The organism is Methylolobus aquaticus (assembly GCF_054172105.1).
Genome location: NZ_JBSYXP010000008.1, coordinates 214,841 through 236,981, shown reverse-complemented (window position 1 = coordinate 236,981; position 22,141 = coordinate 214,841). Strand labels below are relative to the sequence as shown.

General features: G+C 64.3%; 19 protein-coding genes. 6 read left to right on the top strand and 13 right to left on the bottom strand.

Annotated features, from left to right (window positions below):
• Positions 1-27: 27 nt before the first annotated feature.
• The 10 genes from der to ACW73L_RS12925 all read right to left on the bottom strand — a co-directional run bounded on the left by der (position 28) and on the right by ACW73L_RS12925 (position 9,182).
• Positions 28-1,425: a ribosome biogenesis GTPase Der gene (der, locus tag ACW73L_RS12970; RefSeq protein WP_498922552.1), complete on the bottom strand. Its 1,398-nt coding sequence runs from the start codon at positions 1,423-1,425 to the stop codon at positions 28-30.
• Positions 1,425-2,609, bottom strand: a complete 1,185-nt coding sequence (gene bamB / locus ACW73L_RS12965) for an outer membrane protein assembly factor BamB (protein WP_498922549.1) — start codon at positions 2,607-2,609, stop codon at positions 1,425-1,427. Before bamB ends, der begins: the two co-directional genes overlap by 1 nt.
• Positions 2,606-3,241: a YfgM family protein gene (locus ACW73L_RS12960; RefSeq protein WP_498922548.1), complete on the bottom strand. Its 636-nt coding sequence runs from the start codon at positions 3,239-3,241 to the stop codon at positions 2,606-2,608. Before ACW73L_RS12960 ends, bamB begins: the two co-directional genes overlap by 4 nt.
• 10 nt (positions 3,242-3,251) lie before the next feature.
• Complete coding sequence (gene hisS, locus ACW73L_RS12955; protein WP_498922546.1) at positions 3,252-4,529, bottom strand: histidine--tRNA ligase; 1,278 nt, start codon at positions 4,527-4,529, stop codon at positions 3,252-3,254.
• 40 nt (positions 4,530-4,569) lie between these two features.
• On the bottom strand, positions 4,570-5,325 hold the full coding sequence (pilW, locus tag ACW73L_RS12950) for a type IV pilus biogenesis/stability protein PilW (RefSeq protein ID WP_498922545.1): 756 nt from the start codon (positions 5,323-5,325) through the stop codon (positions 4,570-4,572).
• A 38-nt stretch (positions 5,326-5,363) separates the two neighbouring features.
• Positions 5,364-6,473: a dual-specificity RNA methyltransferase RlmN gene (gene rlmN, locus ACW73L_RS12945; RefSeq protein WP_498922543.1), complete on the bottom strand. Its 1,110-nt coding sequence runs from the start codon at positions 6,471-6,473 to the stop codon at positions 5,364-5,366.
• Positions 6,448-6,879 carry a nucleoside-diphosphate kinase gene (gene ndk / locus ACW73L_RS12940; protein ID WP_139555970.1) on the bottom strand — a complete coding sequence of 144 codons (432 nt, stop codon included), beginning with the start codon at positions 6,877-6,879 and terminating at the stop codon, positions 6,448-6,450. The genes rlmN and ndk overlap by 26 nt, the downstream gene beginning before the upstream one ends.
• A gap of 216 nt (positions 6,880-7,095) precedes the next feature.
• Positions 7,096-7,419 carry a HesB/IscA family protein gene (locus tag ACW73L_RS12935; RefSeq protein ID WP_498922542.1) on the bottom strand — a complete coding sequence of 108 codons (324 nt, stop codon included), beginning with the start codon at positions 7,417-7,419 and terminating at the stop codon, positions 7,096-7,098.
• A 114-nt stretch (positions 7,420-7,533) separates the two neighbouring features.
• On the bottom strand, positions 7,534-8,685 hold the full coding sequence (locus ACW73L_RS12930) for a cysteine desulfurase family protein (protein WP_498922540.1): 1,152 nt from the start codon (positions 8,683-8,685) through the stop codon (positions 7,534-7,536).
• Positions 8,682-9,182 (bottom strand): Rrf2 family transcriptional regulator, encoded by a 501-nt coding sequence (locus ACW73L_RS12925; protein WP_498922538.1) that lies wholly within the window; start codon positions 9,180-9,182, stop codon positions 8,682-8,684. Before ACW73L_RS12925 ends, ACW73L_RS12930 begins: the two co-directional genes overlap by 4 nt.
• A gap of 123 nt (positions 9,183-9,305) precedes the next feature.
• Here ACW73L_RS12925 and ACW73L_RS12920 point away from each other — a divergent pair, with 123 nt between their 5' ends.
• Both ACW73L_RS12920 and ACW73L_RS12915 read left to right on the top strand, forming a co-directional pair.
• Complete coding sequence (locus tag ACW73L_RS12920; protein WP_498922536.1) at positions 9,306-12,980, top strand: hydantoinase B/oxoprolinase family protein; 3,675 nt, start codon at positions 9,306-9,308, stop codon at positions 12,978-12,980.
• 260 nt (positions 12,981-13,240) lie between these two features.
• Positions 13,241-13,906 carry a TVP38/TMEM64 family protein gene (locus ACW73L_RS12915; protein ID WP_498922534.1) on the top strand — a complete coding sequence of 222 codons (666 nt, stop codon included), beginning with the start codon at positions 13,241-13,243 and terminating at the stop codon, positions 13,904-13,906.
• A gap of 259 nt (positions 13,907-14,165) precedes the next feature.
• Here the strand turns inward: ACW73L_RS12915 and ACW73L_RS12910 are convergent, their stop codons facing one another.
• Positions 14,166-14,306, bottom strand: coding sequence for a hypothetical protein (locus ACW73L_RS12910; RefSeq protein WP_498922532.1), 141 nt, complete (start codon positions 14,304-14,306; stop codon positions 14,166-14,168).
• Positions 14,307-14,481: 175 nt separating this feature from the next.
• On the opposite strand from ACW73L_RS12910, the gene ACW73L_RS12905 reads away from it, so the two are divergent.
• The gene (locus ACW73L_RS12905; RefSeq protein WP_498922530.1) at positions 14,482-15,714 is read left to right on the top strand and encodes an MFS transporter; all 1,233 of its coding nucleotides are present in this window, start codon (positions 14,482-14,484) and stop codon (positions 15,712-15,714) included.
• 166 nt (positions 15,715-15,880) lie between these two features.
• Here ACW73L_RS12905 and ACW73L_RS12900 read toward each other — a convergent pair whose 3' ends face one another.
• Both ACW73L_RS12900 and ACW73L_RS12895 read right to left on the bottom strand, forming a co-directional pair.
• Entirely contained in the window at positions 15,881-16,105 is a 225-nt protein-coding gene (locus ACW73L_RS12900) for a YdcH family protein (RefSeq protein WP_498922528.1), read from the bottom strand.
• 202 nt (positions 16,106-16,307) lie between these two features.
• Entirely contained in the window at positions 16,308-17,015 is a 708-nt protein-coding gene (locus ACW73L_RS12895; RefSeq protein WP_498922526.1) for a potassium channel family protein, read from the bottom strand.
• 195 nt (positions 17,016-17,210) lie between these two features.
• Between ACW73L_RS12895 and ACW73L_RS12890 the strand changes: the two genes are divergently transcribed.
• The 3 genes from ACW73L_RS12890 to ACW73L_RS12880 all read left to right on the top strand — a co-directional run bounded on the left by ACW73L_RS12890 (position 17,211) and on the right by ACW73L_RS12880 (position 22,089).
• Positions 17,211-17,705, top strand: coding sequence for a CIA30 family protein (locus ACW73L_RS12890; RefSeq protein ID WP_498922524.1), 495 nt, complete (start codon positions 17,211-17,213; stop codon positions 17,703-17,705).
• Positions 17,706-17,755: 50 nt separating this feature from the next.
• Positions 17,756-19,495, top strand: a complete 1,740-nt coding sequence (locus ACW73L_RS12885) for an ABC transporter transmembrane domain-containing protein (protein ID WP_498922522.1) — start codon at positions 17,756-17,758, stop codon at positions 19,493-19,495.
• 176 nt (positions 19,496-19,671) lie between these two features.
• Entirely contained in the window at positions 19,672-22,089 is a 2,418-nt protein-coding gene (locus ACW73L_RS12880) for an AMP-binding protein (protein ID WP_498922520.1), read from the top strand.
• The last annotated feature ends 52 nt before the right edge of the window (positions 22,090-22,141 follow it).

The window sequence follows — 22,141 nt, the reverse complement described above, 5'->3', positions numbered from 1 at the left end:
AGACCGGCCCTATCCGCATGAGCGGACTCAGTGCTTTTTCTTGACGTGCCGCATCATGCGGCGACGACTGCGCACCTGTCTTTCCGTCAGTTCGTTCTTGCGGCCCTTGAAAGGGTTGAGCGAACTGCGGAAATCGAGGCGCACCGGCACGCTCTGCAAGTCCAGCGCGGCGCGAAAGGCGTTCATCAGGTAGCGGCGATAGGCACCGGGTAACTCGTCGGTCTGATTTCCGTGAATCACGATCGTCGGCGGGTTGTGCCCCCCCATGTGGGCCACCTTGAGCCGGATCCGGCGCCCCCTAACCAGCGGCGGCTGATGGTCGGCCTGGAACTCCTGCAGCAGGCGCGTCAACAGCGAGGTCGGAAAGGCCGCGACCACAGAGCGGTGAATCTGGTCGACCGCCTCGAGCAGGTGCCCAACGCCGGTGCCGTGCAGGGCCGAGATGAAATGCTTCTCGGCAAAATCAATGAAGGGCAGCTTGACGTCGATTTGCCGTCGCACGCGTTCCCGTTGATCCCCGGTCAGACCGTCCCACTTGTTCAGCGCGATCAGCAGACCACGCCCCATCTCGACGACGAGCCCGAGCAAGTTGGCATCCTGGTCAGTGACGCCTTCGCTGGCATCGACCAGGTAGATCACCACCTCAGCCTGCTCGACGGCTTTCAGCGCCTTGATCGCGCTGAATTTCTCGATGACCTCCGAGACCCTGGCACGGCGCCGCAGACCGGCGGTGTCGATCAGCACATAGGCCTTGCCGTCCTTTTCGAATGGTACGTCGATACTGTCTCGTGTCGTACCGGGCTGGTCGAAGACGACCACCCGCTGCTCACCGAGGATACGATTCACGAGCGTGGACTTGCCGACATTCGGACGGCCGACGACAGCAATCCGTATACCGGGCGGGCCGGATGCCTCGGCCTCGGCGTCTGCCGGTGGTAGCAACTCGTCCAGCCGGGACAGCAATGCCTCCATCCCGGAGCCATGCGCGGCGGCGATCGGCAGTGGCTCGCCCAGCCCGAGCCCATGGAAGTCAGCCGTCACGACGTCGCTACGCAAACCATCGACCTTATTCGCGACGACCACCAGCGGCTTGCCCATCCGGCGCAGTCGTTCGGAGAAGTACTGATCGCTGACGTTCAGGCCGGCGCGCGCATCGACCAGAAACAGGATGACATCGGCCTCCTGGAGCGCGGCATCGACCTGCCGCATGGACATCTCGTCGATGCCATCGGCCATCTCCACCATACCTCCGGTATCGACGACCAGGAAGCGACGTTCTCCCAGTTGCGCGCGGCCGTACCGTCGATCCCGGGTCAGGCCCGGGTAATCGGCGACCAGGGCATCGCGGCTGCGCGTCAGGACGTTGAACAGCGTCGACTTGCCGACATTCGGACGCCCGACCAGAGCGACAACTGGCAGGCCCATCAGTCGAGGCTCACTGCGGCAAGGGTGCCGCCGGAACTGTAGGCATACACGACATCGTCAAAAACCACTGGCGGGGCCTCGATCGGCGTGTCGTCGATCTGAATCCGGCCGGCGACGCTGCCATCCTCCTTGGACAGGAAATGCAGATAGCCCTCCATGTCGCCGACAACGAGCCAGTTTCGGACCGGGACCGGCGTGGTCAGCCGCCGCTGATGCAGGGCAGCCTGCTTCCACAGGTCGCCGCCGTTGCTGACGTCGAGTTGCCAGACGTCGCTGACGGGATCGGTCAGATAGAGAAACCGTCGGTCCGCCGACAGCCCGGTCGGCGTGGAAAGGTTCTCTCGCCGCCACAGCACCTCGCCATTGCTGAGCCCGACCGAGGCGATGCCGCCCTGGTAACCGGACACGTAGGCCGTGTCACCCTTGATGACCGGCGTCGAGTCGATGTCGACCAGCCGCTCGATCTCGGAACGGCCATGGGGGATCGCAATGACCGCTTCCCACTCCTGCTTGCCGTCTTCGAAGCGCAGCGCCATCAGCTTGCCGCTCGCGTAACCGTCCAGCACGAGGTCACCGGCGATGACCGGGGCGCCCCGGCTGCGCACGGACAGCGGCGGCACCGAACGTTCGTGGGACCACAGCGTGGCGCCGGTCTTTTCATCCAGGGCCGCGATGCGGCCGTCATTGCTGCGCACCAGTACCCGCCCCCGGGTGATCTGCGGGAAGGCCAGGACTTCACTACTGACGCTGGTGCGCCAGGCGATCTCGCCGCTATCGGGGTTGATCGCCAGCACATCGCCATTGTTCGATGCCACCACCAGTACGGTCTTGCCGATGACGGGGCCAGCCGTCAGCGTCAGCTCGACTTCCGTCGACCACAACTCGTTGCCGGTGGCGCGGTCGTAAGCCACAAGGTACCCGCGGCGATCGGCAATGAAGACCCGGCCCGAGTCCACCGCCGGACGCAGGTTGACGTACTGACCATCGTAGCCTTTACCGATGTCGTGATCCCACAGCGTGCGCACTGACAGGGTCGGCGTGATCTCCGCCAACTCGACGGGCGGATCGACTGGCTCGGTGGTATCGAACAGCTCGGTCAGCCCGCTGAACCCCTCCTTCAGCGCACCGAGGCCGGCACAGCCCACCAGCAACGCACTCAGCACCAACAGGGCAAGGCGCGTCACGATTTCGGCGCCGCCAGATCCTGGAGTTTCAGCTCGAGCAGGGGCGAACTTTGGCCGAGTTGTTTGGCCTGGAGGTACGCGGTCCTCGCCTCCTCGGTACGGGCCAGCGACAGCAGCAGATCCCCCTTCAGTTCGGCGTAGAGTCCCTGATAGGCCTCGGCCTTCTTGGCTTCCGGCGCGTCGATCAGTTTCAGGCCTTCTTCCTCCTGATGCAGCGCCAGCATCACCTGTGCGGCTCGCAATCGGGCCAGCGCCTTCAGGTTATCGTCCTTGGCGTTTGCCAGAACGGTCAGCAGTTGATCCCGGGCACCAACGAGATCGCCGCCGGCCGTCTTGTACTTCGCACTGAACAGCCGTCCATACCATGCGTAGGCCGTCGACGGAAACTCTTCCGCCAAACGCTGGCTAAGCTTAAGCGCCGCTTCGGACTGCTTGTCATCATCGGCCTTCAGCAGTTGCTGAAACACGCCCGATGCCTGCTCGGCGGTTTGCTGCTGGCGGCTCTGCCAGACATTCCAACCGGCGACGATCAAGGCCCCGAAGCCCACCCCGAACACGACCGAACGCGCATTCTCCTTCCACCAGCGCTTCAGCGCCTCGACGCGTTCTTCCTCGGTTAAATAATCATCCATCGTGTATGCCTCAAAATCGGAAAAATTCGCGGAGATACTGCGGCAGCACCGACTGCTCCACGGTAGTCTGATCACCGCCACCGCGCAGCGGCTTGACGCCGATCACGCCCACACGCGCCTCATCCTCACCCAGGATCAGCGCCAGCGCGGCCCCGCTACGGTCAGCCCGCTTGAACTGTGACTTGAAGCTGCCGGCACCGCAATTGGCGACCAGCTGCAACTGAGGCAGCGCGTCGCGCAGTCTTTCGGCCAGGACGCCGCCATGGCGCTCTGCGCTCTCCCCTACCTGGATCAGATAGGCATGCGGCGCAGCGACGTCCACGCCCGCCGCCCCATCGTCCAGCAGTTCGATCAGACGCTCGACGCCGAGCGCGAAACCAATGGCCGCCGAACCGCGGCCGCCGAGTTGCTCGACCAAACCATCATAGCGGCCGCCCGCGCACACCGTGCCCTGCGCCCCCAGTTCGGTCGTCACCCACTCGAACACGGTCTTGCAGTAGTAGTCAAGACCGCGTACCAGCCGCGGATTGAGCACGTAGGCCAGCCCCGCGAGTTCCAGCCTTTCGCGCAGACCGTCGAAATGGCGCCGTGACTCGTCACCAAGGAAGTCGCTGAAAGCCGGAGCGTCGGCTATCAGCGCGGCCAGATCAGGGTTCTTGCTGTCGAGAATACGCAGCGGGTTCGCTTCGAGGCGGCGCAGGCTGTCGGGATCGAGCAGGGCCCGATAACGGCCGAAGTAATCCACCAGTTCGGCACGATAGGCGAGACGTTCGTCCAGCGTGCCCAGCGAGTTCAGCTGCAGTTCCAGGCGACCCGCGAGATTCAGCGCCGACCATAGCCGGCGGCTCAGCAGGATGACCTCGGCATCGATATCGGGCCCCGGCATGCCGTAGGCCTCCACCCCGATCTGATGAAACTGCCGATAGCGCCCTTTCTGTGGCCGCTCGTGCCGAAACATCGGCCCACCGTACCACAGTCGCAGCACTTGATTATGAAGCAGACCGTGTTCCAGGCAGGCGCGCAAGCAGCCGGCCGTTCCCTCCGGTCTGAGCGTCAGCGAGTCTCCATTGCGGTCGCCAAACGTGTACATCTCCTTCTCGACGATGTCCGTCACCTCGCCGATCGAGCGCTGGAACAGCTCGGTCTTCTCGACGATCGGCAGCCGGATCTCGCCGTATCCGTAGGCGCCCATCACCCGGCGCACTTCGGCTTCAAGACGCTGCCAAGCGGGAGTCCGATCCGGCAGGATGTCATGCATCCCGCGTATGGCCTGTACCTTGTCTGTCATCGCGGCAATTGGGGTGATTATCGGAGGAAGCGCACTTTCATCAGTGACCGGCGAGCATCCCGGCGGCGACGCGCGCCTCGCGGCTGTCGGGATACTGCCGCTGCAACTGATCGACATGGGTCTGCGCAGCCGTGCGGTCGCCGAGGGCGAGCTCCGTCTGCGCGGCCAGCCAGAGCGACTCGGGAGACTGACGCGCAAGACCGCGATAGCGGTCGAGGAAAACCCGTGCAGCAGCATAACGCCGGCTGTTGAAATTGAGCTTTGCCATTTCGAACAAGGCGGGCGCGAACTGTGGGTTGCGTTCCAGCGCCCGGCGAAAAAAGTCTTCGGCAGCGGCGTTTTGACCGGCCGCCCGTGCGCACAACCCAGCGTTTGTCAGTGGAATCCAGGGTTGCTGGTACAGGGGCTCGGCGATAACCCGCTGGACCTGCGCCATGCCTTCGTTGACGCGTCCGCGAGCGCAGAGGTAACGTCCGTAGTTGTTGCGTGCACTGAAATTGTCGGCGTCCAGGGACAAGGCCTTCTGGAAGTTTTGCTCGGCTTCCGGCAGTCGGTTCAGCCGCTCGTACAATACCGCGAGGGCATTGTAGGCTTCGCTATTGCCGCTGTCGGCCTCGATCGCCCGGGTCAGATCCTGCAAGGCAACGGCGAGCGAACCCTGCTCCATGTACTGTACGCCGAGTTGTACATAGACGTCGGACTCACTCAGAGAAGCGTAGGGATCACCCACGGATCCCGGCTTGGGAATCTCCAGCGGAGGCGGCGGCTCGGGCGTACTCTCGCAGGCGACGCTCATCGCCGCGATTCCCAGAGAGAGTCCAACGAGCCAACCATTCATTGACCTACCGAATGAATTCTCTGGAAGCGCTGGCTGTTTCCGCGCTGCCGGACCTCTCCGACCAACTGCCCGCAGGCCGCATCGATATCCTCGCCGCGCGTTTTCCGTCGGGTCGTGACCAGACCGGCCTCACGCAGGATGTCGCCGAAACGCTCGATGGCTGCGGGGGTGGAGCATTGATAGCCGGAGTTCGGGAACGGGTTGAACGGGATCAGGTTGACCTTGGACGGAACATGGCTGAGCAGGCGCACCAGTGCCCGCGCGTGGGCCGGTGTGTCATTGACGCCGTCGAGCATGACATATTCGAATGTGACCTTGCGCCGGCTGTCGCGCCCCACGTAGCGCTTGCAGGCCGCGATCAGGTCCCGTATGGGGTACTTGCGATTGATCGGCACCAGTTCGTCGCGCAGCACGTCATCGGTCGCATGCAGGGAAACCGCGAGACTGATGTCGCTGACCATTCTCAGCCTGTCCAGAGCGGGCACCACGCCCGAAGTGCTGAGCGTCACCCGGCGTTTGGACAGGCCATAGGCAAAATCATCCATCATCAGCCGGGTGGCTGTGACGACATTGTCGAAGTTGAGCAGCGGTTCGCCCATGCCCATCAACACGACATTGGTGATACGCTGCTGATCGCCCAACGCGCGGGACGCAACCCAGAGTTGCCCGATGATTTCGGCGACGCCGAGGTTGCGGTTAAAGCCCTGACGCGCCGTCGAGCAGAAGGAGCAGGCCAGGGCGCAGCCGACCTGCGAGGACACGCACAGCGTGCCGCGACCCGGTTCGGGGATGAAGACCGTTTCGATCCGATTGACCGGATCAACCTGCATCAGCCATTTCCGGGTGCCGTCGGCCGAGGCCTGCTCGTGCACCACCTCGGGCGCCCGGATCACGCATTGCTCCGCAAGCCGGTCCCGGAGACCCTTGCTCAGATTGGTCATCGCATCGAAACCGTCCGCGCCGCGCTGGTGGAGCCATTGCAGCACCTGCTGGGCACGGAACGGCTTCTCGCCGATCTGCCGAAAATAGGCCTCCAGTCCCTCCCGATCCAAATCGAGCAGGTTGACCGGAGCAGTTACCTCAGCGGGTGCGGGGGCAGAGTTCATCGCTGTTGAAGAAGTACGCAATCTCCTGCGCTGCCGTGTCGCTGCCGTCGGAACCGTGCACGGCGTTCTCGTCGATACTCACCGCGAAGTCGGCGCGAATCGTTCCCGGAGCCGCTTCTTTGGGATTCGTGGCGCCCATGATGTCGCGATGCGCAGCGATGGCATTCTCGCCCTCGAGCACCTGGATCATGACCGGCCCGCTGATCATGAACGCGACCAGATCATTGAAGAACGGCCGCGCCTTGTGCACTGCATAGAAGCCTTCCGCATCGGCGCGGCTCAACTGCTTCATCTTTGCCGCGACTACCTTGAGCCCTGCCTTCTCGAAGCGGCTGTAGATTTCCCCAATGACGTTCTTCGCAACGGCATCCGGCTTGATGATCGACAGCGTACGTTCAACCGCCATGCTTGGCACTCCTTAAGAAAGTTTGGATGAGTCGGGAATCGGTTAGGGGCGATACGGGGTACGGCACCGCCATCCTAAGGCTGGAGCGCGGCAAAGGAACGTCGTCGAACCGCTATGCTTGGCGGAGATAAGGCAACTTGCGCCGCGAGAGCCCGATTTAGCCTGCGGATTGTAAAGGAATCGGCGCGCCTTGGTAAGGCTTTCGCCTGGGGAGGGCTAGACCGTGAAACTCTCGCCGCAACCGCAACTGGCCTTCACATTGGGATTATTGAAGCGAAACGCTTCGTTGAGCCCCTCCCGCCGATAGTCGACTTCGATACCGTCCAAATACGGTAAGGCATCCTGACTGACGACGACCTTGACGCCATACTGCTCGAACACTGCATCCTCCGGCAGCACGGAATCGGCATAGTCGATCACATACGCGAAACCGGAACAGCCCGATTTCTTGACCCCGAGCCGGAGGCCAATCGCGTCACTGCGCCGCGCCAGTTGTTTGTTGATCTGCCGCGCCGCGCTCTCGGTCACCGTCAATGTCATGTTCTCACCTCTCTCAATCGATGCGTATTGGCTGTCGGGCGTGGGGCCGCCAACAGGTTTAGCGATCCAGCGAGTGCCCGGTGGCGCGAAGCCTCGGTCAAGCTACCGACCGGATCAGACAGTCGCAGCACGTGGCCAGTGCTCAGCACCCGTCTGCGCGGCAAACTGCTGCAACGCGGCGAGGAACTGGTCGACCTCCTGCTCGGAGTTCGCAGGCCCCAGACTCACTCGCACTGCTCCCTTGGCGACGGCGGGTTCCACGCCCATCGCCAGCAGCACCGGACTGGGTTCGTCCACACCACTGCCGCAGGCTGATCCGCTCGACACGGCGAATCCGGCACGATCAAGCGCCATGACCAGCATCTCGCCATCATAACCATGCAGCGCGAACTGCACGGTGTTCGGCAGTCTCGCCCCATGCTCGGCAAACAACGTGATGCCCGGCATCGCAGCCAACCCCTGTTCGAGGCGCTCCCGCAGCTGCCGGGTATGCCTGCTGCGCTCGTCGAGCGCGCTGCGCGCCAGTTCCGCCGCCTTCCCAAAGCCCACGATCGCCGGAACGTTCTCGGTGCCACCGCGCAGCCCGCGTTCCTGTCCGCCGCCATGCAACAGCGGCACGAGGGAGACTGCCGGATCGCAGATCAGTGCGCCGGCACCCTTGGGGCCGAATATCTTGTGCGCCGACAGGGACATCAAGTGCACGCCGGATCGGTGGAAATCGACGGGCACCTTGCCCACAGCCTGCACCGCATCAGTGTGCAACAAACCTCCCCGCTCACGAACCGCGGCGGCGATTTTCGGAATGTCGCTGATCGCCCCGGTCTCGTTGTTGGCCCACATCACCGAAGCGAAGCTGAGCCCGCCCGGCTTGAAGCGGTCGAGCTGCTCGGCAACGATGTCCCCATCGGCTCCGGCGGACAGCGTCTCCACGCGCCACCCCATCGTCCGCAGAAAAGCCGCCGGCGTGCTGACGGCAGGATGTTCCGTCGCCCCAACGGCAACGGTACCCGGCCTCATCGAGAAAGCCAAACCCTTGATCGCGAGATTGTTCGACTCGGTGCCGCCGGAGGTGAAAGTCACCTCCGGCGGTTCGGCACCGACCAGTGCCGCGACCTGTTCCCGGGCCGCTTCCACCGCCCCACGACAGACCCGGCCAAGCCGGTAAAGATTCGAGGGGTTGCCGTACAAATGGGACAGATACGGTTCCATCGCCTCGCGGACCCGCTCGTCGAGCGGTGTCGTAGCGTTATGATCGAAATAGATCATCCGCCGGTATCGAGGGCCTGCACGTCCGATCGCAGTGCCATCTCGATCGGTTGACCGGCGCCATGCCGGTCCTGCCGCTCGGCGACCTGGCGGACGCTGCGACGCTGCAGGAGATCGTGCAGATTGATCGTCGCCAGATAGTTGCGTATCTGGTCGCTCAGACCCATCCAGAGATCGTGCGTCAGGCAGGGCTGATTGTTTTGGCAGTTCGCCTTGCCCCCGCAGCGCGTCGAATCGATCGGCTCGTCAACGGCGAGGATGATGTCCGCGACATTGATGAGTTGCGCATCGCGGCTGAGCTGATAGCCACCACCGGGACCGCGGACACCTTCGACCATACCGGCACGCCGCAAGCGCGCGAACAGCTGCTCCAGGTACGATAGCGATATGTCTTGCCGCTTCGCGATGTCCGTCAGCGTTACCGGACGCTTTTCGCTATGATAGGCAAGGTCGAGCATCGCCGTAACCGCGTACCGCCCCTTCGTCGTTAACCGCACGGGCGTTCTCCCATTTGTTGATCAAAAGCGTAGGAAAACAATTAGGACACATCCAATTTTAAGAGTCAATTTCCCGAACAATCACGGGGTGATCAAGCGCCCTCGCCCACCTCGGTGACGGCCATGCAGGGTGGCTGGGAGTTCTGGATCGACCGCGGCGGGACGTTCACCGACATCGTGGCGCGCAGGCCCGACGGGGTGCTTGAGGCGCGCAAGCTGCTGTCCGAGAATCCCGAGCGTTATGCGGACGCGGCCCTTCACGGGATCGCCGAGATCCTCACGGGCCGTGCGGAGAGCGCAACCCGGGTGTCGGCAGTCAAGATGGGTACGACCGTCGGCACCAACGCGCTGCTCGAGCGCAAGGGCGAACCCACCGTTCTGGTAACCAACCGCGGCTTTGGGGACATCCTGCGGATTGGCTACCAGAACCGTCCCGATATCTTCGCACTCGATATCCGGCTGCCCGACCGACTCTACAAAGCCGTGATCGAGATAGCCGGCCGCATCGATGCTGCCGGGAGCGAACTCGAGCCCTTGGAACTGGCCGACATCGAGGCCAGCTTGCAACAGGCCTATCGACAAGGCCTGCGTTCGGTGGCCGTGGTCCTGATGCATGCCTGGCGCCATCCGGAGCACGAGACGATGGTGGGCCAGGTCGCCGCCGACATCGGTTTTACCAATGTCGTTCTGTCGCACCGCACCAGCCCGACGATCCGGCTCGTCAGCCGCGGCAATACCACCGTTCTGGACGCTTACCTGTCACCGGTCCTGCGCCTGTATGTGGAACGGTTCGCCTCAGGCCTCGATAAGGTGCTCGGGCAGGTCGGCTCCGCAGGCCAATGCCGGCTATCGTTCATGCAATCCCATGGCGGGCTGACCGACGCGACGCGCTTCGGCGGCAAGGACAGCCTGCTTTCCGGACCGGCTGGCGGCATCATCGGCGCGATCGCGAGCGCTCGCCGAAGCGGCTACGAGAAGATCATCACCTTCGACATGGGCGGTACGTCCACCGACGTGGCGCACCATGCGGGTGCACTGGAGCGCACCGAGGAGGCCGACCTCGCCGGCATTCGGGTCCACTTACCGCTGATGGCCATCCACACGATCGCGGCGGGCGGAGGCTCGGTGCTGCGTTTCGACGACGGGCGCTATCGGGTCGGCCCCGAGTCGGCGGGCGCCAGCCCGGGACCGGTCGCCTACCGCCGTGGCGGGCCGCTGTGCGTTACCGACGCAAACCTGATGGTCGGTAAACTCCATCCCGAGTTCTTTCCCCGTGTGTTCGGGCCGAATGGAAACCAGGCGCTGGACAGCGACGGAGTGCAGGCCGCCTTTGTCGAACTTGCGGCGGTGATCGCCGCGTCCACCGGACGACCGGTCCAACCCGAAACCGTCGCGGAAGGATTCCTGAACGTGGCGGCGGAAGGGATGGCCAATGCAATCCGCAAGATCTCGGTCGAGCGCGGCCATGACGTCAGCGACTACACCTTGTGCTCTTTCGGCGCCGCAGGTGGCCAGCACGCCTGCCAGATTGCGGATCTGCTCGGCATACGACGCATTCTGATACATCCGCTCGCCGGTGTGCTGTCGGCCTACGGCATGGGACTCGCGGACCACCGGATCCTGCGCGGGACGCCCATCGCCGCGGAACTGCGCGCGGGACTGATCGCCGAACTAGACCAACTCGCCTCGGAGCTGGAGGCTGACGCCCTCAACGAACTGATCGCGCAAGGCATTACGCGCGAAAAAACGTCCATGATGCGCCGGCTGTTGCTGCGCTACGCCGGGACCGATACACCCTTGGCGATTCCGTGGGGCACGGAACAGGCCATTCGCCAGGCTTTCGCGGACGCCCACCGTCAACGCTTCGGCTTCGTCGCTCCGGACAAATCGCTGGTCATCGAACGCGTCGAGGTCGAAGCGATCGGGAGCAACGAGCACATGGACCAACCGCCGCATGCCGTGCGATCGCGGAGTGCCGGGGCACCCACTGCCTTGACGCAGTTCTACTCCGGCGGCCGCCATCACGTGGCCGGCATTTATCGGCGGTCGGAGTTGGCCCCCGGAATGTACCTTCACGGCCCTGCCATCATCGCCGAGGACACGGCAACGACCGTCATCGAACCGGGCTGGTCCGCCGGGGTGTCCGCGAACGAGGACCTGCTCCTGCAGCGCATCGGAACCGCGTTCAGGCGTGCGGGCAGCGACACGGCCGTCGATCCGGCGATGCTCGAGATCTTCAGCCAGGCCTTCATGGCCATCGCCGAACAGATGGGGTTTGCGCTGCAGAACACGGCGCATTCGGTCAACATCAAGGAGCGGCTCGACTTCTCCTGCGCCGTATTCGACCACCTCGGCGAACTGATCGCCAACGCGCCCCACATCCCGGTACACCTTGGGTCGATGGGAGAAAGCGTCAGGAACCTGCTGGAGACGGTTGGCCAGAGCCTGCGCCCCGGCGACGTCTACCTGACCAACTCGCCGTACCACGGCGGAACGCACCTGCCCGACATCACGGTGGTTACGCCGGTTTACCTGGACCCTGCCGAACGACCAGCGTTCTACGTCGCCAGCCGCGGGCATCACGCCGACGTCGGCGGACCGACGCCAGGCTCGATGCCGCCGCACAGTGTATCGATCACGGAGGAGGGCGTGCTCGCGGAAAGCCTTCGCATCGTGGCCGGCCAGCGCTTCGACGAAGCGGCTGTCCGCGACTGGCTGGGAGCGAACGCGTACCCGGCCCGCAACCCGGACCAGAATCTGGCGGATCTCCGCGCGCAGGTTGCGGCCAATGAAAGGGGAGCCGAAGAATTGAGACGCCTCGTCGCCGAGTATTCGCACGCGACCATCGCCGCGTATATGGAGCATATCAAGGACCACGCCGAAACCGCTGTGCGCGAGGTCATCGGGACGCTGACGGACGGGTCGTTCTCCTACCCGCTCGATGACGGGGCCGAGATCCGCGTGAACGTTCGGGTGGATCGGGATGCGCGGCGTGCCTGCATCGATTTCACCGGAACCTCCCCGCAACGGACGAACAACCTCAACGCACCGGCAGCGGTCTGCCGCGCCGCAGTGCTGTATGTCTTCCGTACCCTCGTAAAGCGCGACATTCCTCTCAATGCCGGCTGCCTGCGACCGCTGGAGATAATGATTCCCGACGGCTCGATGCTGAATCCTCGCTCCCCCGCAGCGGTCGTTGCCGGGAATGTGGAGACTTCCCAATACATCGTCGATGCCTTGTATGGCGCCCTGGGCATCATGGCCGCGTCGCAGGGCACGATGAACAACGTCACTTTCGGCGATGATGATCTCCAGTACTACGAGACCATTTGCGGCGGTGCCGGCGCCGGACCGGACTTCGACGGCTGCGATGCGGTGCATACCCATATGACCAATTCACGCATCACCGACCCGGAGATCCTCGAAAGCCGCTTTCCGGTGCGTCTGGAAGAGTTCTCGATCCGGCGTGGAAGTGGTGGCGCCGGCCGTCATCGGGGCGGCAACGGGGTAACCCGGCGAATCCGGTTCTTGAAACCGATGAAGCTCGCCGTGCTGTCTAGCCACCGGCTGCACCCGCCCTTTGGCCTCGCCGGCGGCAAACCCGGTGCACTGGGCCGCAACACCTTGGTGCGAGCGGACGGCCGGAGCGAGGACTTGTCCGGGCGCGCGTCCTGCACTGCGCTGGAGGGCGACGTGTTGGTGGTCGAAACACCCGGTGGGGGCGGATTCGGTCAGGAACGGGAGCCGACGCCTCCGGACAGCGAGCACGCTGACGACAGCGCGACCGCTGCGACGTGACGAGCCGTAGGAGCGACCGCCACGAAACCTGAAGGCTGGGAGCAAACCTGAAATGCGTGTATGCGACAGATTCCGGCCATAGCTGGAATCCGCCGCCGGTGGCGCTCCGCGGCATTCCATGTAAAATAATGGCTTATTCACTTCGATCGGATCGATTGCGTGTCGCGTATTAACAACTCACGTTCACCCGATAGCACGCTGTCCTGCGCTTCCATGGGCTTCACACGGTCATCGGCCACATCATGAAGGCAGTTTCACCAATGCGGCGCCGTTTGCAGGCGTGGTCACGATCCTTGTTCCTGGGCCTGGTGTTCTGCCTGCCGCTGGTTTTCGCCGCCGCGTTTCGCGACTGGCAGCAGTATGTCGAGGAGATCCGGCAATGGTTCGCCCAGGTCGGTGTGCTGGCGCCGGCAATCTTCACGCTCGGTTCGGCGCTGCTGACGGCGATCGGCATGCCGCGCCTGATCTTCTGTGCGGTGGGCGGTGTGCTCTTCGGAGGTGCCTGGGGTTTCCTTTGGAGTCATCTCGGCACCGTGCTGGGGGCTTATGGGGCGTTTGTCGTAGCCCGCTGGACCGCGCGCGATTACCTGTTGGCGCGTTATCCGAGCCTGCAGTCTCTGGCGGCGAAAATCGATGACTCCGGCTGGTGGTCAGTGATCCTGATACGTCAAATGCCCATTAGCGGCCTCTACAACGACATCCTGCTGGCCTTGTCGCCCGTCACTCACGGCGCCTTCTGGGCGGGCACGCTGCTAGGGTTTCTACCGTTGGGTGTCACTGCGACCCTGATCGGTGCGGGCCTGATGCAAGCGGATATCAGCCAACTGACAGCCTATCTCGCGTCGGCAGCCATCGCGATGGTTGCGCTCGGCGGTGCCTGGAACTGGCTCGCATCCCGGACGCGGAAGCCCGATCTGCGCTACTGACAAGCGTCCCGCAGACTCCGGTCGCGACGCGTGTCTACCGACTGCCATCAAGGTGTCGGAATCCGCGGCACTATGCGATGTCGCCACATCTGCCGCCGGGGCCGCTCGACGCAGGTACCAGCGATGGTCGCGGGCGATGCCTCGCTCACCGTGTGGAAGTACTGGCAGAAAGAGATGAACTCGACGGGGGTATCGCAGGCCGTTCGGCACTGTATACCCCCGCGGAAGGTAGGCGGGCGAAGTCCGCCGCGAACGGCGACTAATGCGCCCGCAACACGCGTTCGATTCGTTGGCGGGCGATGCGGGAGCGCTGCGAGTTAGAGCAGCGATAGACATGGAGCGTGTGCACCAATGCCCAGGAGTAGGTAAGCAGAGCTGCGGTGATGGGGAGAGCGATCATGACGATTCATCCTGTCGCGGGCCGACCTTGTGAAAGACGAAGCCAAAACGACAAGAAGCATAGCCGGCGCCACGAGATATTCCTGCGTACGCCTTAACAGTTGGTTGCTGCGCCCGCAAACTTCACAAGCCTGAGGCTCAGCGATACGACTTGACGTTGGCCGAACGCCACCCCGATGACGCGTCCATCCAGCTCTCGCTACGCGAATCTGACTCTCTTCCTCGGCGCCCGGCTACTCGCCACGATGGCCGTGCAGATGATCAGTGTCGGCGTCAGCTGGCAGGTTTATGCCCTCACGGGGGACGTGCTCGACTTGGGCTGGCTGGGACTGGCACAGTTCGCTCCGTTGGTACCATTGGTCCTGCTCGCCGGCCACGCTGCGGACCGCTTCAGCCGGCAATGGATCATCGCACTGTGTTACGGTCTGGAACTCGTCTGCGCGTTATTGCTGATGGCGTTCAGTGCGGTACCGCAGGCCGACGTCGGGATGATCTTTGCTGTCATGGCGCTGCACGGCTCTGCCCGCGCATTCCTGATGCCCGCAAACCAGGCAGTACTTCGGGATCTCGTCCACCGGGATGATTTCGAGCGAGCGGTCGCCCTCAGTTCATCCACATTCCAGATCGGGGTCATCGCCGGACCCTCGGTCGGCGGCCTGCTTTATCTTGCGGGGCCCACCGCCGTGTACGCGTCGGCAGGGACACTCCTCGGCATCGCCATCATCCTGATCAGCAGCACGCGCCCACGCCGAGCGCGGCCCGTCAGCGGTCCGCTCAGCCTGGAACGCTTGCTCGACGGCGTGCGTCATGTACGTTCCCGACCAGTCATCCTGGGTGCGATTTCGCTGGATCTGTTCGCTGTTCTGTTCGGCGGCGCGTCAGCGCTATTGCCCGCCTATGCCAACGACGTCCTCGGCGTCGGGCCGGCCGAACTCGGCCTGTTACGGACTGCGATGGCCCTAGGCGCGGCGGGCACTGGACTGCTGCTAGCGTTCAAACCCATCACGCGGCGCGTTGGCCTCTGCATGTTCACCGGCGTTGCGCTCTTCGGCACGGCAACCCTTGGACTCGGCCTCTCAACCGACTTCCGGCTATCGCTGGTCGCGCTGGGCTTGATGGGTGCGGGCGACATGGTCGGCGTCTATGTCCGCCATACATTGATCCAGCTGGACACCCCCGACGCCATCCGTGGTCGGGTCAGTGCCGTGAATTCCGTGTTCATCGGCGCTTCCAACGAGTTGGGGGAATTCGAATCGGGCCTGACCGCCGCCTGGTTCGGATTGGTGCCAGCGATCCTGATCGGCGGCACGGCGACACTGCTGGTCGTCGGCCTGTGGCTTTGGAAATTTCCGGCGCTGCGCTCGATGGATCGCTTTCCGCGAGAGTTAGCACGAAGCCCCCAACCTTGAGGCTAGCGAACGCGGCTAGGCGCCGAGTCATGCCAGGTCCTTTGGTTAAATGCCTGTCAGTGCAGATCAACTTGGGCACTGACGAAAAAAGCATCGATCCTGCCGAAGCGTGTTTGCCTCGGTGGCTCGGCGCGGAAAGGCAAGCCCGGGAGTAAGGCGGTATTCCCTAAGCGTCGAGATCGGGAATCAGGGCACTCTCCGTCAGGGCAATCAGATCCTTGAGCCGCAGCTTGTGCTTTTTGAGCCGGCGCAACTGGATCTCGTCGGCCGAGGCTTCCGTTTGCAGCCGCTGGATCAGCTCGTCAAGATGACGGTGCTCGGCGCGGAGCTCCCGCAGATACGCGGTACGTCGGAAAGTTTCCGTTTCGATGTTGTGCGGATACTCGTCCATTCGGGGTATTCGTTACCAGTTGGGAAAGTGCCTCGTGGACCGGGACGGGCTCCAGCACCGGAAACGCAACTCCCGAGGAGCGAGCATGGACCAGTTCGCTGTCCGGAACGCTCCCTTATCCGCGCGGCACTTAAGCTTACCAGTTGCGGGCGCCCGCGTGACATGTAGCGGGCGCAGGAGACCCTAAGTGGCCTACGCGAGTTCAGTCCTTGCGCGGATCTCGCGCACGCCGACTCTCGACGATCTCAACGGTGCGCAACCCCACGATGATCGCGACGATCACCACCAGATAGATCTGCCCGACCAGAGCCTCGAGCGTGGTGAGCATCCGCGCCAGCGCTGTCAACGGGACGATGTCGCCGTACCCGGTTGTCGTGATCGTGATCAGGCTGAAATACAGAAAGTCCGCTCGCCAGCCCTCATCCGCATCGGCTCCGGAGACATGGGCGAACGAGCCGGGTTGTAGCGCCTCGAGGAACTCGAAGGCAAAGGTCCAAACGAAGGCCAACAACACATACACCACCTGAGCCGCAAACACGACATTGTGAGTGACCGAGTGCTGCCGACCGATAAAGCGCATGAGCACGAAAATGATCAGGCCGAAGTAGGCTGCATTCGCGGCACTGTGCCATAAGCCCGCCATGACCGAAGCCGTCGTAACCTCGATGACCAGGGTCAATTGCGATATCAGCACCAAGACCATCGTGATGAACAACAGTGTTCGGCTGCGGCGATAGGCGATGATGCTGGGGAGGAAGATCGCCACGAACAGGCTGCCGCGCAGTAGATGCAGAATCAGGGGGCCTCGCAGCAGGGGATAGCCCACCAGCAGCAGCAGCGTGAGGACGAACAGCCAGACGAAGCTCGCTTCCCGCAACGACCTCAGCAACCCTCCGAATGGACCCTCCATCCTGGTCTCCATGAAACGTCCCGTTGACGAACCGCCGGCGCGGCACGAAACCCGCACGATCGCTTTGGCTGAGCCGCTTGTCAAGATCGATTTGACGAGCGACACCCGCACTGTGCAAGGGTATGCGACGGCGCGCGTTGCTTTCCGACCCCCGCAGGGTGGGGTACCATCCCAAAAGTCCAGACGCCGCGAACGATGCGCCACCCGAACCACCCACTCCTCTCGTTCCCGGATTTCCTGTCGGTCGCTCCCTTCCGAACCGTCAACGACGACGTCATGGGCGGCATCTCGACCAGCCGGGTAATGCATGAGGGCGACGCACTGATCTTCGCCGGCGCCCTTTCCCTCGCCAATGGCGGTGGATTCGCCTCCTTCCGCGGCCCGCTGGCGCTGCCGCCGGAGACCACCGTCCTCTCCGTGCATCTGCGCGGAGACGGGCAGCGCTACCGTATCACGCTGAGAACGGAACCCTTCGACCATGGCTTGACCTATCAGGCGCCCTTCGTGACATCCGGCCACTGGGAGTGGTTAAGCTTCACGGCGAGTGATTTCACTGCCCGCCGTCGCGGCCGGCCCGTCGAACATGCACCCGGGCTGGCGTTCCCGCAGGCCAAGGCGCTCGGCATCCTGATCGCCGACCGTCAGGCCGGCGCGTTTCGCCTCGCGCTACGCGAGGTGCGGGCCAGGTGACGGCTCCATCACCCATACCCGCAGGGGGCGCGCCCCGGCGGATCTCGGCATTGAAGACTTTAGGGCCCTTCCTGCGGCCTTATCGGCTGCGCATCGCTCTCGCCTTCGTCCTGCTGTGCATCGGCTCGGCCTCGATCCTGATGGTACCCGCGGGCTTCCGCACCCTCATCGATGAAGGGTTCCTGCGCGCCGGCGCCGGGCCCGAAACCGCGGAACGCGCGCATTGGCGGTTCGTCGCACTCTTCGGCATCGGACTGGTCTGGTCATCAGCCGTCGCCGGGCGGTACTACCTGGTCAACTGGCTGGGTGAACGGGTCACGGCCGACCTCCGCAACGCCATCTATGCGCGCGTCCTGCGCCAGTCGCCGGCCTTCTTCGAGACGCTGCAGACCGGCGAGATCCTGTCCCGGCTAAGCGCCGATGCGACACTGGTCCAGACGGTGGTCGGTTCCTCGGCTTCGATGGGTCTGCGGAGCCTGTTTCAGGCTCTGGGCGGTCTGGCCATGCTGGCCGTCACCGACTTCCGGCTGTTCGGGATCACGGCTGGACTGCTGGCCACGCTGATATTGCCGCTCATCGTCCTGGGACGCCACGTTCGCCGTCTGTCACGCGACTCCCAGGATCGTATCGCCGACGCGTCGGCCGTCGCCGGAGAGATCCTGAACGCCGCCAGCACCGTCCAGTCCTACACGCACGAGGACATCGAGGCCCGCCGCTACGCCGGGCTGGTCGAAACCGCCTTCCGGACGGCGATGACGCGCTCGCGATGGCGCGCCCTGCTGACTCAACTGGTCATCATGGCGGTCTTCGGCGCCATTCTCTTCGTGCTGTGGCTGGGCGCACGCGCTGTGGCGGACGGCAGCATGACCGGCGGCCAACTGACGTCGTTCGTGCTGTATGCCGTCATCGTCGCGGGAGCGGCGGGCACACTGTCGGAAGTTTGGGGGGACGTCATGCGCGCCGCCGGTGCTGCCGAGCGACTGATGGAACTGGTGCATGCTGTGCCCTCGCTGACCCCGTCGCCTGCGCCGGTTCGATTGCCTAAAGTGCAGCGAGCCGGCATCCGCTTCGAACGCGTTAGCTTCCGGTACCCGTCACGCCCGCAGATTGCGGCGCTCTCGGGCTTCGATCTAGCAGTCGACGAGGGCGCGACGGTCGCCTTGATAGGTCCCTCCGGAGCGGGGAAGACGACGGTGTTCCTTTTGCTGCAGCGATTTTTCGACGTGAGCGAGGGGGCCGTGCGGTTCAACGGTGTCGACGTCCGTGCACTCGCCCTGGACGAACTCCGCGAAGCCATCGCCGTCGTGCCGCAGGAGCCCGTGATATTCTCGGCCGACGCGATGGAAAACATCCGCTACGGCCGGCCCGACGCCGATGACCAGGCAGTGATCGCTGCCGCGCGCGATGCGCAGGCCGACGAGTTCATCCAGCGACTCCCCGATGGTTATCGGACCTTCCTCGGCGAGCGCGGAATCCGGCTTTCCGGCGGTCAGCGGCAGCGTATCGCCATTGCACGTGCCATTCTGAAGAACGCGCCGCTGTTGCTACTGGATGAGGCCACCTCGTCGCTCGATGCCGAGTCTGAGCGTCTCGTGCAACAGGGGCTGGCGACGGCCATGGCCGGACGCACAACGCTGATCATCGCCCACCGGCTCGCGACGGTGCAGCGCGCCGACTGCATCGTGGCCATGGAGCATGGCCGCATCGTCGAACAGGGACGCCCCGATGCGCTGAGGCAATCCGGCGGCCTCTACGCGCGGCTTTCGGAACTGCAATTGATTGGGGGTTGACGCAGCCGCCTGACCGGCGGACCAGTCCTATCCCCTTCATGGCGGCTCTCGCAGCCCACGAGGGTACCGTGCCGCGATTCGGTTAAACTGTGTCAGCCGCCAAAGCCCAGCCGTTCGAGTCGGGTCCTCCCGGTTCCTCCGCTCCGCCAGCGCGGCCCCTTCGGAGAGCCGCTGCCATGGCCGATCTGCCTTCCTTTCTGGCGTGCCAAGCCGAGCGGCACGCGACCTGCCTCGCGCTGCAGAGCCGTCCGCGCTACCGCACGGTCCGGTGGACCTACCAGGACCTGTCGGTGCGGGCAGCACTTGTCGCGGCTGATTTGGGCAACCGCGGTGTCGTCGCGGGCGATCGCGTGCTCCTGTTCGCGGAGAATTCACTCGACTGGGTCGCCGCGTTCTTCGGCATCCTGACGCGGGGGGCCGTGGTCGTGCCACTGAACCCCAAGAGCCCCGCGTCACAACTCGAACGTATCGTCGCGGCGGCGGAACCAAAGCTGGTTCTGGCTTCGATACACTCAGCGTGGCCGCTGGCAGCCCTGCCGCTGATGACGATAGATGTGCCGCTCGACCGCGACCCGCCGGCTACCGGCGAGGCGTCGGCAGAGGTTGCCGGCGGCCTCGCCGAAATCATTTACACCTCCGGAACCACGGGCGATCCGAAGGGCGTCATGCTCTCGCATGCCAATCTGCTGGCGAATCTCGAAGGTGTGCATGCAGCGGTGCCGCTGCAACCGCAGGACCAGGTGCTGACGCTGCTGCCGCTGTTCCATGTTTTCGGACAGATGACCGGAATCCTGTGCCCTCTCCGGGCCGGGGCCAGCGTCACCTATCTGGCAACCCCAACGTCTCGGGCGATACTCGAGGCCCTGGCTCATACCCGGGCCACGCACCTGGTCGTGATCCCCGAGGTGCTTCGGACGATGATGGACCGCCTGGAAGCCAGGCTCGGCCGCCTGCCCCGGTGGTCCCGCCCGCTGCTGCGCGCCCGCATCCGCCGGCGCCTCTCGCCAACACTGCGGACCATCGTCTGCGGCGGCGCACCGCTGGATGCGGAACTGGAGGAGAAGTGGTGGGCGCTGGGATTCGAAGTGCTGCAGGGCTATGGCCTGACCGAAACCAGCCCTGTGATCGCCGCGAATACGCCGACAGCGCACCGCAGCGGTACGGTCGGCCGCCCCATCGCCGGGGTGGAGGTCCGAATCGTCGGCGACGAGATCGAGGTCCGCGGTCCGGGCGTCATGCAGGGCTATTTCCGCAATCCCGCTCGCACTGCCGAGACTTTCGATGGCGACTGGCTCCGCACCGGGGACGGTGGTCGCCTCGACCCGGACGGTTTCCTGCACGTGTTCGGGCGTCGGAAGTATATGATTCTGGGGCCAAGCGGAGAGAACGTGTTTCCCGAGGATATCGAGGCCGAACTCAACAGGATCCCCGGCGTGATCGACAGCGCCGTGGTTGGCCTGGACCGCAACGGAAGAACGATCGTGCATGCCGTCCTGATCTGCGACACCGGGGACGCAGCAGCAACCGTCGCCGCCGCGAACCGCCATCTGGCACCCCATCAGCAGGTCACGAGCTGGTCGCTGTGGCCGGAGGCCGACTTTCCGCGCTCGGTGACGCGCAAGGTCAAGAAGGAAGAGGTGATTCGGCGCCTGGCAGAACATCCCGAACCACCTGCCAAGCCGGACGGGCGCCACACGCCGCTGCGCCGGCTGATCGCCGAGTTGACGGGCACCCCCCTGAACGCGCTGTCCGACACCCTGCGTCCGGTCGCGGATCTGAACCTGGACTCTCTGCACCGCCTCGAACTCGTCGCCCGCATCGAGGACACGTTGGGCGTCGTGCTACAGGAGGTGGAGATCAAACCGGAAACGACGCTCGCCGAACTCGAAAATCGGGTGGAACGGCAGTCCGCGCTAGCGCCATCCGTGGCCCGTTATCCGCGCTGGTCGCTGTCCCCCTGGGCCTGCGCGCTGCGGCCCGCGGCGCTGGCGATCTTCGTGCGCTCATGGCTGCAGCCGTTCTGCCGGCTGCGCATCAGTGGCCTCGAATCCTTGACTGAGGTTCGGGGACCGGTGCTGTTCATGGCCAATCACCGCAGTTATCTCGACTCGGCCGTCGTGAGTTTCGCCCTGCCCTCGCACATACGCAGCCGTCTCGCCATCGCGGCCTCCACGGAAGTGCTCTACCGGCGCTTCCCGTGGGCCGTCCCTTTGGGGGAACTGGCGCTGAATGCGTTTCCGTTTCCGACCGGCAGCGACGAAAACATCCGGCCGGGACTCGAGTACATCGGGCGCCTGCTCGATGACGGGTGGAATGTCCTGATTTTCCCAGAAGGCCAGATGAACCGCACGGATCGGCCATTGCTGGAGCTCAAAGGCGGTACCGGGCTCCTGGCGGTGGAGATGGCCGTGCCGATCGTTCCGGTGGCGATCGTGGGCACGGCCGGAATCATGCCGCCTGGCCGTATATTTCCCCAACGTCGCGCGACGGTGGACGTCCGCTTCGGCGCGCCCATGCAACCCGCCGAGGGAACCCGGGCCGACGCCCTGACCGCGCGCGTGCACACGGCGCTGGGCAGATTGCTGTCCGCCTGACCGGGCGCAGGATCTGCTGGGCGACGGCTCCGTCAACGCCCCGGGAAAAAAC

Excerpts from the sequence above, each read along its gene's own strand:
- ACW73L_RS12910 (WP_498922532.1), bottom strand. The coding sequence starts at position 14,306 with ATGATCGCTCTCCCCATCACCGCAGCTCTGCTTACCTACTCCTGGGCA.
- ACW73L_RS12895 (WP_498922526.1), bottom strand. The coding sequence starts at position 17,015 with ATGGAGGGTCCATTCGGAGGGTTGCTGAGGTCGTTGCGGGAAGCGAGC.
- ACW73L_RS12935 (WP_498922542.1), bottom strand. The coding sequence starts at position 7,419 with ATGACATTGACGGTGACCGAGAGCGCGGCGCGGCAGATCAACAAACAA.
- ndk (WP_139555970.1), bottom strand. The coding sequence starts at position 6,879 with ATGGCGGTTGAACGTACGCTGTCGATCATCAAGCCGGATGCCGTTGCG.
- rlmN (WP_498922543.1), bottom strand. The coding sequence starts at position 6,473 with ATGAACTCTGCCCCCGCACCCGCTGAGGTAACTGCTCCGGTCAACCTG.
- pilW (WP_498922545.1), bottom strand. The coding sequence starts at position 5,325 with ATGAGCGTCGCCTGCGAGAGTACGCCCGAGCCGCCGCCTCCGCTGGAG.
- ACW73L_RS12900 (WP_498922528.1), bottom strand. The coding sequence starts at position 16,105 with ATGGACGAGTATCCGCACAACATCGAAACGGAAACTTTCCGACGTACC.
- ACW73L_RS12930 (WP_498922540.1), bottom strand. The coding sequence starts at position 8,685 with ATGATCTATTTCGATCATAACGCTACGACACCGCTCGACGAGCGGGTC.
- ACW73L_RS12960 (WP_498922548.1), bottom strand. The coding sequence starts at position 3,241 with ATGGATGATTATTTAACCGAGGAAGAACGCGTCGAGGCGCTGAAGCGC.
- ACW73L_RS12920 (WP_498922536.1), top strand. The coding sequence starts at position 9,306 with ATGCAGGGTGGCTGGGAGTTCTGGATCGACCGCGGCGGGACGTTCACC.
- hisS (WP_498922546.1), bottom strand. The coding sequence starts at position 4,529 with ATGACAGACAAGGTACAGGCCATACGCGGGATGCATGACATCCTGCCG.
- ACW73L_RS12890 (WP_498922524.1), top strand. The coding sequence starts at position 17,211 with ATGCGCCACCCGAACCACCCACTCCTCTCGTTCCCGGATTTCCTGTCG.
- ACW73L_RS12905 (WP_498922530.1), top strand. The coding sequence starts at position 14,482 with ATGACGCGTCCATCCAGCTCTCGCTACGCGAATCTGACTCTCTTCCTC.
- der (WP_498922552.1), bottom strand. The coding sequence starts at position 1,425 with ATGGGCCTGCCAGTTGTCGCTCTGGTCGGGCGTCCGAATGTCGGCAAG.
- ACW73L_RS12915 (WP_498922534.1), top strand. The coding sequence starts at position 13,241 with ATGCGGCGCCGTTTGCAGGCGTGGTCACGATCCTTGTTCCTGGGCCTG.
- ACW73L_RS12880 (WP_498922520.1), top strand. The coding sequence starts at position 19,672 with ATGGCCGATCTGCCTTCCTTTCTGGCGTGCCAAGCCGAGCGGCACGCG.